The organism is Ferruginibacter sp. SUN002 (assembly GCF_050611725.1).
GTDB lineage: Bacteria > Bacteroidota > Bacteroidia > Chitinophagales > Chitinophagaceae > Ferruginibacter.
In genome coordinates this window covers 2,526,051-2,544,960 of record NZ_JBODJB010000001.1, presented here as the reverse complement: position 1 = coordinate 2,544,960, position 18,910 = coordinate 2,526,051, and the positions used below count along the sequence as shown (strand labels likewise).

14 protein-coding genes are annotated in these 18,910 nt (G+C 38.1%); 4 read left to right on the top strand and 10 right to left on the bottom strand.

Annotated elements, in window-relative coordinates:
• Window position 1: 1 nt before the first annotated feature.
• The 9 genes from bioD to panC form a co-directional block, all read right to left on the bottom strand.
• Window positions 2-613 carry a dethiobiotin synthase gene (bioD, locus tag ACQ33O_RS11000; protein ID WP_430995634.1) on the bottom strand — a complete coding sequence of 204 codons (612 nt, stop codon included), beginning with the start codon at window positions 611-613 and terminating at the stop codon, window positions 2-4.
• Entirely contained in the window at window positions 610-1,719 is a 1,110-nt protein-coding gene (locus tag ACQ33O_RS10995; RefSeq protein WP_430995633.1) for an aminotransferase class I/II-fold pyridoxal phosphate-dependent enzyme, read from the bottom strand. The genes bioD and ACQ33O_RS10995 overlap by 4 nt, the downstream gene beginning before the upstream one ends.
• 76 nt (window positions 1,720-1,795) lie before the next feature.
• On the bottom strand, window positions 1,796-2,773 hold the full coding sequence (gene bioB, locus ACQ33O_RS10990; protein WP_430995632.1) for a biotin synthase BioB: 978 nt from the start codon (window positions 2,771-2,773) through the stop codon (window positions 1,796-1,798).
• 115 nt (window positions 2,774-2,888) lie between these two features.
• Entirely contained in the window at window positions 2,889-3,704 is an 816-nt protein-coding gene (gene panB, locus ACQ33O_RS10985; protein WP_430995631.1) for a 3-methyl-2-oxobutanoate hydroxymethyltransferase, read from the bottom strand.
• Window positions 3,705-3,818: 114 nt separating this feature from the next.
• Complete coding sequence (locus ACQ33O_RS10980; protein ID WP_430995630.1) at window positions 3,819-4,697, bottom strand: exopolyphosphatase; 879 nt, start codon at window positions 4,695-4,697, stop codon at window positions 3,819-3,821.
• An 89-nt stretch (window positions 4,698-4,786) separates the two neighbouring features.
• Window positions 4,787-6,850, bottom strand: a complete 2,064-nt coding sequence (gene ppk1, locus ACQ33O_RS10975) for a polyphosphate kinase 1 (protein ID WP_430995629.1) — start codon at window positions 6,848-6,850, stop codon at window positions 4,787-4,789.
• 62 nt (window positions 6,851-6,912) lie between these two features.
• Entirely contained in the window at window positions 6,913-7,404 is a 492-nt protein-coding gene (gene rfaE2, locus ACQ33O_RS10970; protein WP_430995628.1) for a D-glycero-beta-D-manno-heptose 1-phosphate adenylyltransferase, read from the bottom strand.
• Window positions 7,397-8,407, bottom strand: a complete 1,011-nt coding sequence (locus tag ACQ33O_RS10965; protein ID WP_430995627.1) for a lysylphosphatidylglycerol synthase transmembrane domain-containing protein — start codon at window positions 8,405-8,407, stop codon at window positions 7,397-7,399. The genes rfaE2 and ACQ33O_RS10965 overlap by 8 nt, the downstream gene beginning before the upstream one ends.
• 18 nt (window positions 8,408-8,425) lie before the next feature.
• Window positions 8,426-9,274 (bottom strand): pantoate--beta-alanine ligase, encoded by an 849-nt coding sequence (gene panC, locus ACQ33O_RS10960; RefSeq protein WP_430995626.1) that lies wholly within the window; start codon window positions 9,272-9,274, stop codon window positions 8,426-8,428.
• 108 nt (window positions 9,275-9,382) lie between these two features.
• Between panC and ACQ33O_RS10955 the strand changes: the two genes are divergently transcribed.
• The 4 genes from ACQ33O_RS10955 to rlmB all read left to right on the top strand — a co-directional run bounded on the left by ACQ33O_RS10955 (window position 9,383) and on the right by rlmB (window position 13,968).
• Complete coding sequence (locus ACQ33O_RS10955) at window positions 9,383-10,195, top strand: glycogen/starch synthase (RefSeq protein WP_430995625.1); 813 nt, start codon at window positions 9,383-9,385, stop codon at window positions 10,193-10,195.
• Window positions 10,196-10,230: 35 nt separating this feature from the next.
• Window positions 10,231-11,760: a DUF4270 family protein gene (locus ACQ33O_RS10950; protein WP_430995624.1), complete on the top strand. Its 1,530-nt coding sequence runs from the start codon at window positions 10,231-10,233 to the stop codon at window positions 11,758-11,760.
• A gap of 95 nt (window positions 11,761-11,855) precedes the next feature.
• A complete protein-coding gene (metK, locus tag ACQ33O_RS10945) occupies window positions 11,856-13,109 on the top strand; it encodes a methionine adenosyltransferase (RefSeq protein WP_430995623.1) in 1,254 nt (417 codons plus the stop codon).
• 88 nt (window positions 13,110-13,197) lie between these two features.
• Entirely contained in the window at window positions 13,198-13,968 is a 771-nt protein-coding gene (gene rlmB, locus ACQ33O_RS10940; RefSeq protein WP_430995622.1) for a 23S rRNA (guanosine(2251)-2'-O)-methyltransferase RlmB, read from the top strand.
• On the opposite strand, the gene ACQ33O_RS10935 is transcribed toward rlmB, so the two are convergent.
• A complete protein-coding gene (locus ACQ33O_RS10935; protein ID WP_430995621.1) occupies window positions 13,961-18,799 on the bottom strand; it encodes a gliding motility-associated C-terminal domain-containing protein in 4,839 nt (1,612 codons plus the stop codon). The genes rlmB and ACQ33O_RS10935 overlap by 8 nt on opposite strands.
• Between the last annotated feature and the right edge of the window lie 111 nt (window positions 18,800-18,910).

Sequence of the window (18,910 nt, the reverse complement as noted above, 5' to 3'; positions counted from 1 at the left end):
ACTAAATTTTTATTGAGACTTGTTTTACAAAGTTATCAATTGATGTTGCATTTACTTCAGCCAATGCAGGGATCGAAAACAATATTGGGAGGCCCGTATATTGTTTAATAAAACTTTCAGTAGATGGATTGCTTTCTCCGGAAAAAACAATTCCCTTTAAACGTATCTTTCTTTGTTTTAATACAGCAATACTTAATAGAGTATGATTGATACTTCCTAAGTAACTATTTGAAACGAGTATTACCGGTAAACTGAGTTGTTCTATTAAATCAATATTTATATAGTTGTACGCCAAAGGGCTCATAATGCCGCCGGCTGTTTCTATTACAATGTTATTATCTGATATTGGTAATTTGATATTCGCTTTGGTAATGGTTACTCCGTCAACTTCAGCAGCATAGTGAGGTGATGCAGGAATACTTAAGCGATAGGCCTCTGGATGAATTATACAGGAAGGATTGCTCACTACTCTTTTAATAAAAATACTATCTGAATTTTCCAGATCCCCGGCTTGTACAGGCTTCCAGTAATCATAACCCAGTGCCTGACACACGACCGCAGAACAAATTGTTTTGCCGATATTGGTGTGTATGCCTGCTATAACTATACTCATGCGCTTATCTTTTTTATTTCATTTACTAATGCATCAATTTGTTCTTTTGTATTAAATGTATGCAAACAAATTCTTAATCGCTCTGTGCCAACCGGAACGGTAGGAGATAATATTGCTTTTGCATAAATGTTTTTGGCAGCTAATTTTTCTGTCAACGCTTTTGCTTTGAAATTATCGCCAATGATAGCCGCCTGTATAGGAGAATGACTATCGGTAAATGTAACATCTTTAATGCTCTTCACTGCATCTCTAAAATAACTGATCAATTCGTACAATGCATTTCTATCTGCCAATGGTAATAGCGTATATGCTTCCTGAATTTGCAAATAGGTATGTGGAGGCAAGGCTGTTGCATAAATAAATGAACGAGCATTGTTGATCAAATAGTTTCGTAATGTATTTGATCCGGTAACTACCGCACCATGCAGGCCAAGTGCTTTGCCAAAAGTATAAATGCAGGCATATACGTAATTTTGTAAATTGTATTTACAAACCAATCCTTCGCCTTTGTTGCCAAATACACCAATGGCGTGTGCTTCATCAACGATCAATAAGGCTGAATGTTTTTTACACAATTCAACGATGGCCTCAAGTGGAGCTTCGTCTCCGCCCATCGAATAAATAGATTCCACTGCAACAAATATTTGTCCGGTAGCTACTTGTAATTTTTTTTCTAAATCTTCTAAATTATTATGCTTGAACTTATATCTGTTGGCATAATTTAATCTGATGCCATCGATAATGCTTGCATGAATATATTCATCTGAAATAATGGTATCACCTTTGGAAGCAATACAAGAAAACAATCCTACATTAGCCATATAACCTGCATTGAAGACCAGTGCGGCTTCTGCATGATGAAAATGAGCAATGATCTTTTCTGTGGCTTCCGCTAATGCAGAGTTTCCTGTAACCAAACGGCTGCCAGTTGCACCGGAGGGTAGTGGGTTGGTGTTGTGTAATATCTTTTGGGAAAAACCTAAATAATCATTGGAACAAAAATCAATATAGCTAGTTTTGTCAACCAACTTACGTAACAAGCCTTCAGACTCTTTTTCGTCTAACCGTTGCTGCAAGATGGTATCAAAATGTTGATTTGCATTCACAATATCGCAATTTGAAAAGTTTTAAAGGTGATCGACCTTTATTAAACTCATTTGATTACAAAGAAGGTCAACTACCTTAGTTGGCGACAGCTTCTTTAAAAGGCTTACGGGCAGTTAATCCTAACATTTTAAACATTTGCATATCTGTATCAAAGTCCGGATTGGGTGTAGTTAATAATTTTTCTCCTGCAAAAATTGAATTAGCACCGGCCATAAAACAAAGTGCTTGTTCGGCAACACTCATTTCATTTCTACCGGCAGATAAACGTACAACGCTTCTCGGCATAATGATCCTTGCTGTTGCTATCATTCTTAATATTTCATCTATTGGCACAATCTGATTGTCTTGTAAAGGAGTGCCTTCTACCGGAACCAAACGATTGATGGGTACTGAGTCAGGGTGTACCTCCATAGTAGATAAGGTATGTAACATTTTTACTCTGTCATCATCTGTTTCCCCCAAACCAACAATACCGCCACAACATACACTCAGTTTTGCTTTACGTACATTGTTCAATGTGTTGATACGGTCATCAAAAGTTCTTGTGGTAATAATATCTCCGTATTTATCGCTGCTGGTATCAATGTTATGATTGTAAGCAAAACAACCTGCTTCTTTCAATCTTTCAGCTTGTTCATAAGTAAGCATGCCTAATGTGCAACAAACTTCTAAACCCATTTCATTTACTTCAGAAACCATTTCCAATACACGATCAAAATCTCTGTTATCTCTTACTTCTCTCCAGGCTGCACCCATGCAAAGTCTTGAAGCGCCGTTTGCTTTGGCTACCTCAGCTCTTGCCTTCACTTTTTCTACCGTCATTAACGGTTCAACTTCTATATCTGTTTGATAACGGGCTGCTTGAGGGCAGTATGCACAATCTTCTTTGCAGCCACCTGTTTTTATAGAGATGAGGCTGCTTATCTGCACCTCACTGTAAGCTTTATTCTGACGATGTACTGATGCTGCTTCAAAGATCAGGTCGAGCAACGGTCTGTAGTATATTTCTTTTATTTCGTCTAAGGTCCAGTCGTTTCTTATTGTTATTGCCATGTGATAAAAGTAATATTTTTTACAAATATAAAAGTTTACTGCCATTCGGCGGAAATATAGGGTTGTTTAATGGTTTTAATCGTTTAATGATAAACGACAACCCTTTATCGACAATCTAATATTGTTCGTCCTGATTAGGGAAATCTCTGCTTTTTATATCTGTTACGTACTGTTGAACAGCTCCTTTGATCTGTTCATCAAGATTTAAATAACGGCGTAAAAATCTTGGTTTAAAATCTGTATTGATGCCTAACATATCATGCATTACAAGCACCTGTCCGTCGCAATCGCCACCGGCACCTATACCAATGGTAGGTATGGTAAGACTTTCGCTTACTTCTTTAGCCAAAGCTGCCGGTATCTTTTCCAGCACAATTGCAAAGCAACCTGCCTGTTGTAACAATAATGCATCTTTTCTTAATTTATCTGCTTCTTCTTCTCCGGTTGCTCTTACAACATAAGTCCCGAATTTATTAATGGATTGTGGCGTTAAGCCCAAATGCCCCATTACAGGAATGCCGGCACTTACAATTTTCTTTACAGAGTCAATGATCTCTTCGCCACCTTCCAGTTTCACTGTATGCCCACCACTTTCTTTCATTATTTTAATGGCAGATGCTAAAGCGATCTCCGAATTCGATTGATAATAACCGAAGGGAATATCGATCACCACCAAGCATCTTTCTCTTGCTCTTACCACACTTTGTGCATGATAGATCATTTGGTCTAACGTAATAGGTAGGGTAGTAGTGTGGCCAGCCATGACGTTACTGGCACTATCTCCAACTAAGATGATATCAATACCTGCTTCGTCAAATAATTTTGCGAAAGAATAATCATAAGCCGTAAGCATAGAGATCTTTTCTCCATTGGCTTTCATCTTTTGAATGGTGTTGGTGGTAACTTTTTTTATTTCTTTTTCGGGACTCATCGTTAAAAGTTTGAGTAGTTAGATAGGAATTGACTCTGCGTTAGAATAAAACAAATCCCGTAATTGCTATGTAAATGTAGAAAAGAAATTTGGATTTCAAAATTCAAAATCCCTTTATCTTACCTCTTCATATAAATGTTGTATTAGCCCATCTGCCAAGCCAATTTTCGGCACATAAATTTCTTCCGCACCCGCCCAACGCATTGCATTGATATAAATTTGAAGAGCAGGAACAATTACATCAGCTCTATCTGCACGTAAATTGTAAATATCAATTCTTTCTTCTACGCTAAAGGCGCTTAATTCTTTAAAATAATCTTTTAAAAGATCAAGTGGTAAAGGCTTGCCATCTTTTCTTTTACTCATACTGAAAACCTTGTTAATATTGCCTCCACTACCAATCGCTACTACTTCTTTATGGCCTTTTGTAACAGCTTTTAATGTTTCTTTCATCTCATCCCATTGACTTTCTATTACCATGTTTTTTAATAAACGAATGGTGCCGATGTTAAATGATTTTTTATAAGTGAGAATGCCGTTACTAAAAAAACTAAGCTCTGTACTCCCCCCGCCAACATCAATGTATAAATAACTGTGATCTTTATCCATGTTTTCGGCAACATGGTTTTCGTAGATCAATCCTGCTTCGTAGTCGCCACTGATCACTTCGATTTCGATACCGGTTTCTAATTTTACTTTACGGATAATATCGATAGAATTTTTTGCATCTCTCATTGCGCTTGTAGCACACGCTTTAATATGTTCTACTTCGTAAGCATTGCATAGATGTTTAAATGCCTTCATGGTTTGGAAAAGCATCGCCATTTTTGTTTTTGAAATAGAAGTGTTTTCAAAAACATCAAAACCTAATCGTAATGGAACTCGTATTAAATTCAGTTTATTGAAATGAACTATACCTGCTTCATCTGTGATTGCTTCGCTAATCAAAAGCCTTGCCGCATTACTGCCAATATCTATTGCCGCTAATTTCAAAATAGTAGATCATTTATTTGTTACGTGGAATACTACAAAGATAGTAGTGTAATATACTATGAACTATCAACTAAGAACTAACAACTGATTTATGTGGATAATTTCCGAAAGAGATAATTGTATGTTTCAACCTGACTGCGGATCTTCTTTGTGTTTCTTGGATTAACGTACTGATTGCTGAGTTCGTTATCCAGTTTACGGGCCTTGATATTGTCTGACAATTGTATTTGGAGAATGTCTTTTATTTCTTGCTGAATATCTTTATCTGTAATAGGGCAGGCAGCTTCTATACGATGGTCGATGTTTCGAACCATCCAGTCGGCGGAAGAAATGTATACTTTTTCTTTCCCGCCATTGAAGAAAACCATCGCTCTTGCATGTTCCAGGTACTCATCTACTATGCTAACTGCCTGTACGGGAATTTTGAATTTCTTATTCTCAGTGAACATGCAGTAAATACCACGTATGATCATTTTTATTTCAACGCCTGCCTTTGCAGCTTCTGTAAGTTTACCGATCAATAGTTCATCGCTTAGAGAATTGGCTTTGAGTGTAATTCTGGCTAGCTGCTTGGCCTTTGCATTTTTGATTTCTTTGTTAATTAAAGCGATCAATTGTTTACGCATGTTAACAGGGCTAACCATTAATGTTTTGCAGGCGTTCAAAAACTTAGATCTGGTTTTAGGTTGTTCCAAATAATGAAATATTCGGTTTACATCTGCCATGATATTGCGGTCGGAGGTAAGCAAGCAATGATCGGCATATATTTTTGCAGTGCTTTCATTCAAATTTCCGGTACTTACAAAACCGTAGTGAATGGTATGTTTATTGTGCACTTTTTTGATCAAACATAGTTTTGCATGCACTTTCATATTGTGTACACCAAGTAATACTTTTACACCGGCTTCTTCCAGTTCTTCTTTCCATTCCAGATTAGCTTCCTCGTCAAATCTTGCTCTTAATTCCAATACAACCGTAACCTGTTTGCCATTTCTTACAGCATTGGTCAGGGCATTGATTATTTTGGAACGATCGGCCAATCGATAAGCAGTGATTTTTATACTTTGTACCTCAGGGTCGATGGCTGCTTCTCTTAAAAGATCTATTACACTGTCGAACGAATGGTAAGGAAAGTTGAGTAAAATATCTTTTTGTAAAACTGCTTTTGTAACCTGCGAAATATTTTTTAATTGTGGGTGAATAAATGGTTTTTTTCGAAGATTTTTTAGCGTAAAAACAGATTCAGGAAAATTGATAAAGTCTTTGAAGTTGTGAATTCTGCCTCCGGCAATAAGATTATCTTTTTGAGTTAACCCTAATCTCTTCACAAGATAGGTTAAGAGTGAAGCATCAATCTCTTTATCAAAGACAAAACGAACAGGTTTGCCTTTTTTTCTGCTTTTCAACCCTTTCTCAATTTTCTGAATCAGCGAAGTAGAAATGTCGTTATCGATATCGATCTCTGCATCTCTAGTTACTTTAATAATGTGTGAAGAAAAAACATCATACCCGAAAAAAGAAAATATCTGCGGTAAACAAAAGCGGATGATATCTTCCAGTAAGATGATATGTTTGTCGTTTTGCTTCGAAGGTAAAATGATGAATCTCGGTAAGCGTCTTGCAGGCACTGCTACCAATGCAAATCTTTGCGGAATAGATCTATTGCTTTTTGATAATTTACAAGCCAGATAGATCGATTTGTCATTCAAAGTAGGGAAGGCCTGCAGACTTTCTATCATGAGCGGAACAACGCTACTTCTTATTTCATCGTTAAAATAATTGGTAACAAATTTTTGTTGCTCTCTGCTTAATTTATTTTCGGTGAGTAAAAATATTTTTTGTTTTTTTAACTCTCTGATGATCTCGTTCCAAATGCGGTCAAATTCTTTTTGCTGCTCCATCACCTTGTCCTGAATTTCTTCGAGAATAATTTCGGGTGCAGTTTCCAAATGCATATTGCCTTTCTTGCCAACTTCAATCATTCGCTTAAGCGTAGCTACACGAACCCTGAAGAACTCATCCAAATTATTGGAAAAAATTGCAAGAAAACGAATGCGTTCACGTAAGGGTACAGTCTCATCTGCTGCTTCCTGCAATACACGTCCGTTAAAAGAAAGCCAGCTGATATCTCTGGCAATGGTAGCTCGATGCATAAATGATAAAACCGATTTATGCGTAAAGATGTTACAAAAAAATTGTTTGTAATGTTAAGTTTTTATGAAGTAGCGATCTTTTGAATGATGGCTGTAGTAGAAATGCCTTCTACTAGCGGTACAATTTTTACTTCACCGCCATTGGCCGTAACTTCTTTTGCACCAACAATCTGTTCAATGGTATAATCGCCGCCTTTTACTAATACATCCGGCATGATGTGTTGTATTAGATTCAAAGGTGTGTCTTCTTCAAATATGATCACTGCATCGGTAATCACCAATGATGCCAATAGCAATGCTCTGGCATCCTGATTATTGATGGGTCTTGAATCGCCTTTCAGTCTTTTTACAGAGCTGTCTGCATTTACACCCACAATCAGCACATCTCCAAAAGATGCAGCACTGCTCAACGATGCAATATGTCCTTCATGCAAAATATCAAATACGCCATTGGTAAAAACGATCTTCTTGCCAAGCAATTTCCACCGATTTACCTGTAACTGGATTTTTTCTAAGGTTGATATTTTTTGTATAATGGAATTTGCGTTACGCATGTTCTTTATTTTTTTTATTGATGTAGGGAAGTAGTAGTAGTGAAATAAATCCTACTACCAAAACAATTAGAAATTGTGCTACCCATTGAAGATTGCCATTGGCAAAACCGATACCTTCTTCAATATTGTACAAAGTCATTACCTCCATAATAAAAATAGGGTAGGTGCCAATACCTCCGGGTGTGATGATCATACCTATACTTGCAAAAGCCAGCACCGGAAAAGCTGCTGCAAATGTGAGATGTTCTGTGCCTTTTGTGGCAAAGAAACCTAAATAAGTGCCACCAACATAACAGCACCATATCAATACACTGTGAAAAATAAATGCTTTTTTGTTTTCAAGATTTTTGATAGATGCAAGACCTGTTGCAACACCTTTAAAAATATCTTTAAGTTTTGCAATGAATGAGTAATGGCTGAATTTTTTGAAAATGATTTTGAAAGCAACATACAACATTGCCAGAACTCCAATAATGAGGATTAACTTTACAAACATTACCTGTTTGCTACCCGATAAAAAATATTTTCCGATCGTTTCTTTTGCATAACCGCCAATTACTCCGGCCTGTGTGATCAATGCAATGAGAAAAACGATGATGAGTGAAAGTAGATCAACTGCTCTTTCAACAACAATTGTTCCTACAAGTTTATCAGGCGGTACTTTTTCATATTTTCCAAGAATGGTGCATTTTAAAACCTCACCAAGCCTTGGTATTGCAAGATTTGCAAGGTAACCAACCATTACCGCACAAAATGTATTCAATAGTCGGGGTTTATAGCCCATAGGTTTCATCAGTATTTTCCAACGTATTGCCCTGCTGATATGGCTAATGGTAAGAATCAGGAACACCGGTATAAATAAAGAATATCTTGCAGATGAAAATGCTTTTTTACAATCTTCCCAGTTTTTATCATCCATCCTATGTATACTCCACCAGACAAGGAAGACCCCAATTGAAAAAAAAATTACATATTGTAATATGGATAATATTTTTTTGTTCATAAATCGGCTACAAAATAATCAATTTGTAATTAACAAATTATCAATTAAACGTACTTCATTTAAATAAGCAGCAACAAGTGCAACTAAAGGCATGTGCCCATCCCAGTTATTTATTATTTTTAACGAACTGCTTTCAGCAATTTCTACATAGTCTACCGTAAAGCCTGCATCGATTAATTTTTGTGTTGCTGTTTCTTTTATCTCATTAAGTTCACCGGCTTTTAATGCTTTTTTTATGTGAGATAATGTTTCATAAATTTTTGCAGCCTGCTTTTTTTCCGTATCGTTCAACCGCATATTTCTACTGCTCATTGCCAAGCCCGATGCTTCTCTTTGTGTGGGGCAAATAACAAGTGTTGTTTTTATGTCCAGCAGTTCTATCAATTTTTGAACCACCATACACTGCTGATAGTCTTTCTGTCCAAGATATAAATAGTCGGTTGGCACAATATCCAATAATCGGTGTACGATCTGACAAACCCCTTGAAAATGCCCTGGCCGGTATTTGCCTTCTAAAATGGTTTCAAGGTATCCCAGATCGTATTGTAAAGTCGATTTTTGCCCGTTCGGATACATTTCTTCAGTACTTGGTAAGAATAAAAGATCGCAACCGGCATGCTCCAATGCATAAATATCCTGCTCAATGGTCTTAGGGTATTTTGCAAAATCCTGCTGATTATTGAACTGAGTGGGGTTCACAAAAATGCTGCATATTGTATAATGGCCCTCGCTTTTAGCCGAATTCAATAGTGAAATATGCCCGGCATGTAATGCTCCCATAGTAGGTATGAATGCGGTGTTTTGGCCACTTTTCTTCCTTTTTTCCAGAAATTCCCTGATGTCTTCAACCTTTCTTAATATGATCATTTTTCGATGTATTAATGTCCAAATACCGATGGTTTCTCAATTTCCCGATTTTTTTTCATAATTTTGCACACCCTTAAAAGGTCTAAGGAACCACTTAACCAAGTACAAATGTCAACAAAGAAAAGAATTTTATTCATTGCAAATGAGATGTCGCCATATTTAGAGCTGACAGAGTTTGCAGAGATAATCAATAAACTGGCTGTAAAAGCAAACGACAGTGGCATGGAAATCAGGTGTATAATGCCACGTTTTGGTGTTATCAATGAAAGAAGGCATCGCTTGCACGAAGTGGTAAGGCTATCAGGAATCAATGTAACTGTTGATGGAGATGATTATCCTTTAGTGATAAAGGTTGCGTCTTTACCTAATGCCAGACTACAGGTTTATTTTTTAGACAATGAAGACTTTTTTAAACGCAAAACTATTTTCCACGACGAAAATGAAAAATGGTTCGACGACAATGGTTTAAGAACCGTTCTGTTCTGTAAGGGGGCACTTGAAACGGTAAAAAAATTCGGATGGCCTCCGGATATCATTCATTGTAGCGGTTGGATGACAGGTTTGATACCGATGTTCATTAAAACAGCATATAAGAAAGAGCCGGTGTTCAATAATTGCAAGGTTATCTATACGATTGGTGAAAATACTTTCAAAGAGAAAATGGGAGCCGATTTCTTAAAGTTGGCAACTATTAATGATAATGTTACCAAAAAGGAGCTTGAACACTTTAAAGACAATAACAATGTTGCTTTATTCAGAGGAGGGGCAGCTTTTGCAGATGCAGTGAGCTTTGGGGCACCTAAAACTGATAAGAAACTGGTTGAAGAATTCAGTAAAATAAAAGGTAAGAAAACTTTGCCATTTAACGCTGAAAGTGATTTAACAGACTATTTGCAATTATATACCGACCTTGCCAAATAGGATTATACTAACCCGAATTTTTTAAATACGTTTTTGTGCAAAGAAATTTTTTAGCGCTACTTATATCTTCAGTTATTTTTTTATCGATCGGTATTACGGGATGCACCAAAGTGGATACTACTTCCATTGGTAGTGATCTGATCCCTAATGTAGATAATATTCATACTTTTGATACTACTTTAGATATTACTACTACACAAGGTCTGTTTACCGATGATTCAACAAGGGTTGCCAGAACAGCCAATCATATAGTAGGTAACATCAATTACGATCCCTTATTTGGTAAAACAACTGCTAACTTATTTCTTGAATTAAAACCCTCTTTCTTCCCTTATTATTTTGGAAATGCTGGAGATACTATAACCGGAAATCCTAATGTAGGAATAGATTCGATTGTACTTTGCCTTTCTTATAAGGGTTTGTATGGCGATAGTACATTGCCGCAAACTTTTGAGTTGTATCAAATGGATAATGGGGTTACAAATTTTGTTGACTCTTCTTATAAATTAAATTTTCAACCAAACGTTCTTTCATCTAAAAAAATTGGTGAAACAACATTCGATCCAAGGGCAGCAAGAAATTTCACTTTCTTAGCCAATCATACTGACTCAGTACAAAATCAGATCAGGATAAAAATATCGAGCACTTATGCTACTACTTTCATAAATGAACTGTTTGGTAGAGACTCAACCGCTACTGCAGGCAACAATGCTTTTTATTCAGATTCTGCATTCAAGAAATTTTATAAAGGATTTGAAATACGATCTACTTCAACAACCGGCAACGCTCTATATTACGTAAGTCTTACGGATGCTACCACCCGTTTGGAAGTGCATTACCGCAAACGAAGAAATAATAATGTTGATACCGTTTATTCAAGTTTTCCGGTTAGTTATTTATCAGGAACGGGGGTGAGCCTTGCGGCACATGCTAATTATTTACAAAGAGATAGAAGTGGTACTGATATATCAAATTGGACGAGTTCGTCAGATGCTTTATATATTCAATCCACACCTGGGTCGTATGCTAATTTTGAGATACCGGGCCTTACTGGTTTCCCAAAATGTATTATACATAGGGCAGAGTTGATTGTTGAACAGGTGCCTACGACTGGACCGCAAGGCCTACTGGATGATATACTTATTTCGCCGAGCTATTTATATGTTGACTTAGCACCAACCGGAACTAGTACCGTGTTCAAGCCACTTTACTACGATCTGGCACCAACCTCAAGTTATGATCCCGATAATAGTACCCTAGGATATTTTTTACCTTCGAATGGGATTGATTTTAGCTACTTCGGCGGTTATGCAAGAACCAGATTTGATGTTCTTTCTGGAAAAAATATCACTTATTACAACTTCAATCTGTCGAGGTATGTACAGAATATGATTGTTAAAAGCACCGAAAATTATAAACTGCGGTTATATGCTCCTTTTTCTACAGATTATTATGGATATATCTATCCATTTAATAATAGTCTTGCCTATGGTAGGGTAAAAATAGGAAGTGATAAAAACCCTAATTATAAACCTCGATTAAGGATTATCTATTCCAAAATATAGTTGACAAAATATTAGTAAAGTCCTGAAATATCTCAGGACTTTATGCTTATAAATACTCTACTAATCTTATCTTTGCACCTCAAAAATTTATTTACATGCCTTATTTATTTACATCAGAGTCCGTAAGTGAAGGACATCCGGATAAAGTAGCTGACCAGATCAGCGATGCTTTAATTGATAATTTTTTAGCGTTCGATCCTCAAAGTAAAGTTGCTTGTGAAACTCTGGTAACTACCGGTCAGGTGGTACTTGCAGGGGAAGTAAAAAGTAAAGCTTATTTGGATGTACAGGATATTGCTCGTGGTGTTATCCAAAAGATCGGATATACAAAAAGCGAATACATGTTTGAAGCAAAATCTTGTGGTATCCTTTCTGCTATTCACGAACAGTCTGCTGATATCAACCAAGGTGTGGATAGAAAGAAAAAAGAAGAACAAGGTGCCGGTGACCAAGGTATGATGTTTGGTTATGCAAGTAACGAAACAGATGATTATATGCCTTTAGCTTTGGATCTTGCTCATAAAATATTAATTGAATTAGCTGCACTACGCAGAGAGAATAAGCAGATCAAATACTTACGTCCTGATGCTAAAAGTCAGGTTACTTTAGAGTATGATGATAACAATCAACCGGTTCGTATTGATGCGATCGTTGTTTCTACACAGCATGATGATTTCGATAGTGAAGCAAAAATGTTAGCTAAAATCAAAAAAGATATCATCGAAATTTTGATTCCAAGAGTAAAAGCGAAGTATAAAAAATATGCTAAGCTTTTCAATGCAAATATCAAATATCATATCAACCCTACAGGTAAGTTTGTAATTGGTGGTCCTCACGGAGATACAGGCTTAACAGGCCGTAAGATCATTGTAGATACTTATGGTGGTAAAGGTGCTCATGGTGGTGGTGCTTTCAGTGGTAAAGATCCAAGTAAAGTTGATAGAAGTGCTGCTTATGCTACTCGTCACATCGCTAAAAACCTTGTAGCTGCTGGTGTTGCTGATGAAGTATTGGTACAGGTATCTTATGCAATTGGTGTTGCTCAACCAACATCTATTAACGTAAATACTTATGGTACTGCAAAAGTTGGATTGAACGACGGACAGATCAGTAAGATCGTTGAAAGCGTTTTTGATATGCGTCCTTACTTCATTGAACAACGTTTGAAATTACGTACACCGATCTACAGCGAAACTGCAGCTTACGGTCATATGGGTAGAAAGAATGAAGTAGTTGAAAAAACTTTCACTAGTCCTGATGGTAAAGTGAAAAAAGTTAAAGTAGAACTATTTACTTGGGAAAAATTAGATTATGTTCCAAAAGTGAAAAAAGCTTTTGGATTAAAATAATATATCTTCCATAGATACATTTAAAAAACCATCTCCAACTTGTTGGGGATGGTTTTTTATTATTCTGAATTAAAACTAAATTTGATCCATGAAAAAATTTCGCCAGCAACAACAAAGGCCAAAAAAAAATACATTGATCATCGGACGAACAGCTGTGATCAATGCTATGAATACAGGTAAACAATTAGAACGTATCTACCTGCAGGGTACTGTGCATGGGGAAGTGATAGACGAAATAAAAAAACTGGCAGAAAAGAATCTTGTTCCGATCAGTAAGGTCCCTGTTGAAAAACTTAATAGTTTCAATGTTAGTAATCACGAAGGATGTATTGCTGTTATCAGCAAAGTACAATATCAAAATTTACAAGATGTTATTTCTTTTGTAGTGGAAAAAGGCGAAGTGCCGTTGTTTTTGTTATTAGATGGTATTACCGATATTAGAAACATTGGTGGTATAGCACGTAGTGCTTTTTGTTTTGGAGTGAATGCCATCATCATTCCTGAAAAAGGTGTAGGGGCTTTAAATGAAGATGCGATACTTACTTCAGCAGGGGCATTAGAACAAATTGCAGTATGTCGTGTTAACAGTCTAATGAAAGCCATTGACGAATTACATCTGAATGGTATCAAGGTTTTTGCAAGTGAGATGACTGCTGAGAAAAAACTATACGATATCGAATTAAAAGAACCGTGTGCAATTGTTATGGGAGGAGAAGAACATGGGATATATCCTGCTGTAATGAAAATTTGCGACGAACAATTTCAAATACCCATGACAGGAGATTTTGAATCATTGAATGTTTCAGTAGCAACGGGCATTATTTTATACGAAGTTTCAAAACAGCGGTCTCTTACCTGATAATTGCTAAATTCCCCTTGTGTACTCTGGCTTTCCCGTTAAACAGAAATTCTGCATGCCATACAAAGTTGCCGGTATTGGCCATAATACCTAGGTGGGAGCCGTCCCATTTTTCAAAAGGATTTTTACTGCGGAATACCAATTCTCCATATCTGTTATAAATAGATAGTTGGTAATTGGTAACCACATTTAAATTCCCGGATGGTCCGAATTTATCATTCAGTCCATCTCCATTAGGAGTAAATGCGGTTGGGAAATAAATATCATTACAAGCAACAAAATAAGTTACTTTAACGGAATCTTTTCCAATACATGAACTGGAGTTATTCCTTACCGTTACTTTATAGATACCACTTTGAGTAACAGTAAAAGTTTTTCCTATACTATTGTCTTGCCAAGTATATTGATCAAAGCTTCCAGGGTTTAACACAACTTTTTCTCCCGGACAAAGAAATACATCGTTGCCTAAATTTGGCCCAAGGCCTACTGCAGGGGCGGTGCTAACTGCATTACTTGCCGGGCTGCTACAGGTACCGCTTGTTTGTGTAGCAGTGATCGGCCCTGTAGCGGTTAAGAATGTACGTGGGTTTCCTGTACCTCCGTCACTCCATACCAATGTGCCGGAAAAACCTGTTGCTGTAATGATTGATTTGCCGCAATCATTTACAACGGATAATACCGGTGCCGTTAATGTTGGTAATGAACCAATGGTTCCGGTAGCAGGACTTGAAACGCATCTAGCAGCATTTTTTGACGTAATACTATAATTTGTTCCCGGAGCAATACCCGAAAAAATACCATTTGTATTTGTGTAATTGATTCCGTCAATACTAAAAAGTAATCCTGCTGTAGAATTTGTAACTGTAATAGTGGCTGTAGGTGTAATACAAGTTGGATCGGTCACTGTTACTATCGGTGTTGCTGGTGAAGTAGGTATCGCAGCCATTGTTCCTGTTGTAGGAATGGATACACAACCTGCAGCATTTTTTGATGTAATACTATATGCTGCACCTGCCGCAATAGGTGAGAATACGCCAGTTGTATTGGTATAATTTATTCCATCACTACTAAATGTTAAGCCTGTCAAAGATCCGGTAACAGTAACTGCACCATTTGAAACAGCACAAGTAGGTGCTGTGATATTTAAAACGGGTTGTACAGGTATGTTAGGAGTAGCTGCCATCGTTCCTGTTGCTGCAGGAGATATACATCCTGTAGCATTTTTAGCAGTAATACTGAATGATGTGCCTCCTGCTATATTAGGGAAAATGCCCGTAGTGTTTGTATAGGTGATACCGTCGTTACTGAACGTTAATCCAGTTAGCGTACTTGTTACAGTTATAGTTCCGGTAGGTGTTGAACATGTTGGTGGTGTATTGCTTACTGTTGGTTGTAATGGAGTTGCCGGAGCAGGATCCATTGTTCCAGTAGTCGCAATAGAAATACATCCTGCTGCATTTTTCGCTGTAATGCTATAGTTGGAATTGGCAGCAATGCCGGAAAAAATTCCGCTTGTGTTGGTATAGGTCACGCCATCATTGCTGAATGATAGTCCTGTTAGTGTACTTGTCACCGTGATAGTACCTGTTGGTATTGTACATGTTGGAGGAGTTGTGCTTACTGTTGGTTGTGCAGGAACAGCAGGTGCGGCTGCCATTGTGTTGGTAGTTGCCGAAGAGATACATCCATCTGCATTTTTAGCAGTAATACTATATGCCACACCACCTGCAAGATTATTGAAAATGCCTGTGGTATTTGTATAGTTAATGCCATCGATACTGAATGTAAGTCCGGTCAAACTGCTTGTTACTGTTATCGTTCCTTTGGATATTGTACATGTTGGAGGCGTAGTAACTACAGTTGGTGCTGTTGGAATGGCAGGAGCCGGAGGCATTGTTCCGGTTGCTGCAGCAGAAATGCATCCTGTAGTATTTTTAGCTGTTATACTGTACGTGGTACCTGCGGCTACGGTATTAAAAATTCCGGTTGTGTTAGTATAATTGATTCCGTCGATGCTGAATGTTAAACCTGTTAGTGTACTCGTTACTGTTATAGTTCCGGTAGATATGGTACAAGTTGGTGGAGTAATGTTCAACGTTGGTTGGGTAGGTGTACTCGGGGCCGTTGTCATTGTTCCGGTAGTAGGCGTTGAAATACATCCTGTTGCATTTTTCGCCGTAATACTATAGGCCGCTCCTGCAGGAATACCTGAGAAAATACCTGTAGTATTTGTATAATTAATTCCATCACTGCTAAAAGTTAAGCCGGCTAACGAACTTGTTACAGTTATGGTTCCGGTTGGGGTAGAGCACGTAGGATCTGTAATGCTGACAGTTGGTTGCGATGGAGTAGTTGGTATTGCCGCCATTGTTCCTGTTGCTGCAGGAGAAATACAGTCAGTCCCAATTTTAGCAGTGATGCTGTAAGTAGTTCCGCCGACTATTCCCGGGAAAATGCCTGTTGTATTTGTATAATTTATTCCATCAATACTATATGTTAAACCCGTTAGTGTATTCGTTACTGTTATGGTGCCCGTTGGTGTTGTACAAGTTGGGGGGGTGATACTAAGAGTTGGTTGATCAGGCTCTCCAGGGGCAGCTGTCATGTTGCCGGAATTTGGAAGTGAAACACACCCTGCTGCATTTTTTGCAGTAATACTGTAAGCTGATCCGGCGGCTATGCCTGTAAATATGCCTGTAGTATTTGTATAGTTTATCCCGTCGTTACTATAGGTTAATCCAACTACAGGGTTTTTAACATTAATTGTTCCTGTTGGATTAGTACAAGTTGCCGGCCCAAAAATATCTAATTGAGGAGTGGCTGGGGCACCCGGCGCTGCAGTCATTGTTCCTGTTGCTGCTGATGATACACATCCTGCCGCGTTTTTAGCAGTAATGCTGTAAGAAGTACCTGCAGGGATACCCGAAAAAATACCAGTTGTATTTGTATAGGTCACTCCATCATTACTGAAGGTTAGTCCGCTAGTACTACTTGTAACCGTAACAGTTCCTGTAGTTACGGTACATGTAGGGCCTGTAACATTAACGGTAGGTTGTGCAGGGTTGCTTGGCGCTGCAGCCATTGTTCCTGTTGCAGCCGGAGATACACATCCTGCCGCATTTTTAGCAGTGATGCTATAGGAGGCACCTGCAGCAATGCCTGAAAACATTCCCGAAGTGTTTGTATAAGTCACTCCATCATTACTGAAAGTTAGGCCTGTTAGTGTACTGGTAACTGTTATTGTTCCTGTAGGGGTTGTACAATCAGGAGGAGTTGTACTCACTGTTGGTTGAGTTGGAGCACTTGGAGCAGTTGGCATTGTTCCTGTTGCAGCTGGGGATACACAACCTGCCGCATTTTTTGCAGTAATACTATAAGAAGCCCCGCCGGCAATACTTGAAAATATTCCGGTAGTGTTTGTGTAAGTCGCTCCGTCGCTACTGAATGTTAAACCTGTCAGTGTACTTGTAACCGTTATAGTTCCCGTAGGTGTTGTACAATCTGGAGGAGTAACGCTTACCGTTGGTTGAGTTGGAGCGCTTGGGGCTGTCGGCATGGTTCCTGTTGCAGCAGTAGAAATACATCCTGCTGCACTTTTGGCTGTAATACTATATGCTGCACCGGCCGCTATGCCTGCAAAAACACCTGTTGTATTCGTATAGGTTACCCCATCATTACTAAAAGTCAATCCTGCTGTTGAACTACTGACTGATACGGTCCCTGTTGGTGTTGAACAAGTAGGAGAAGTAATATTTAATGTTGGTTGGGTCGGAGTAGCATTAACCGTTATAGTATTCGTTTGGCTAATGGGACATGTCTTATAAACAATTGTATAGACAATGTCATAGTTGCCATTTAAGCCCGAAGGATTGAAGATATTGCCAGTAACACCTGTTCCACTAAATGTTCCTCCGGTAGTTCCGGTTATATAAGTAGATAAGTCAATGCTAGCTGCCGTAGAGCACATGGGAGTAGGAGTTGACCATGCTGCTGTAGGAATATCTCCTCCAGGGAGTACCGTCATAGAAAATCCCCCGGCATAATTGGTGCCGGAAGCTGTATAAGTAGCACTACTTCCATAGCTCGACCAATTATTAACATCACTGATCCTGGTGATCCAGGTGGTTTGTGTTGCTGGAGTAAGTGGTCCTGTGTATTTATTGTAAGCAGTACCGCTTGTTGGAGCCATGCTAAAGCAACCTAATCCCGGGAATAAACCTGATTCTGTTGATGACTGTTGAAACGAAGACCATGAACTACTTGTAGAAAATCCAAATAATATTCTACCCCCATTTCCCGGAAATGATGCATTTGGAGAGGTACGGGTTCCGTTAATTGTACAGAGACTACCAGTTTGTTCGGTCCAGGTTCCACCCTGAGCCATATATATTTGATCTCCCGTTTGGTTTATATTAAAATTCGAAGCCAGTAAAGAATAATTGTTATTAGTTGGATGTACAAATAAGTCAGTAACAGACCAGCCATTGTCCGGAGAAAGAAAGACATAAGGGGTCGTTGTTCTAAAAGTAATAACGGTTCCTGCCGGTATTGTACCACCTGTTCTTGTTAATAAGGCACCGCCTTCCTGACCACCGCTCCAACGTCCGGCAACACAGTTCTCATATCCGGCATCAATCAATTGTAGCTGGGTGCCGGAGGTAATATCTTTAAAACAAACAAAGCTTATTTCATCACGACTGGAATTAGGGGCAGGTAGATTGGCGTTTACAGCTACGATCGCTAGGTCACCTCGATTGATAACTGTTTGAGCAGTAACCGTTGTGGTAAAAAGACAAAAGAGAAAAAATAAAATGGATCCCAATATCCTCATATAGAAAAAGGTGTAATAATCAGTTTAAAAATATCATTTGCCTACATTATAACTCCAAGATCACAAAGTTCAATATTTTAAAAAATGCAGTATAAAGATAGTGAAAATGCA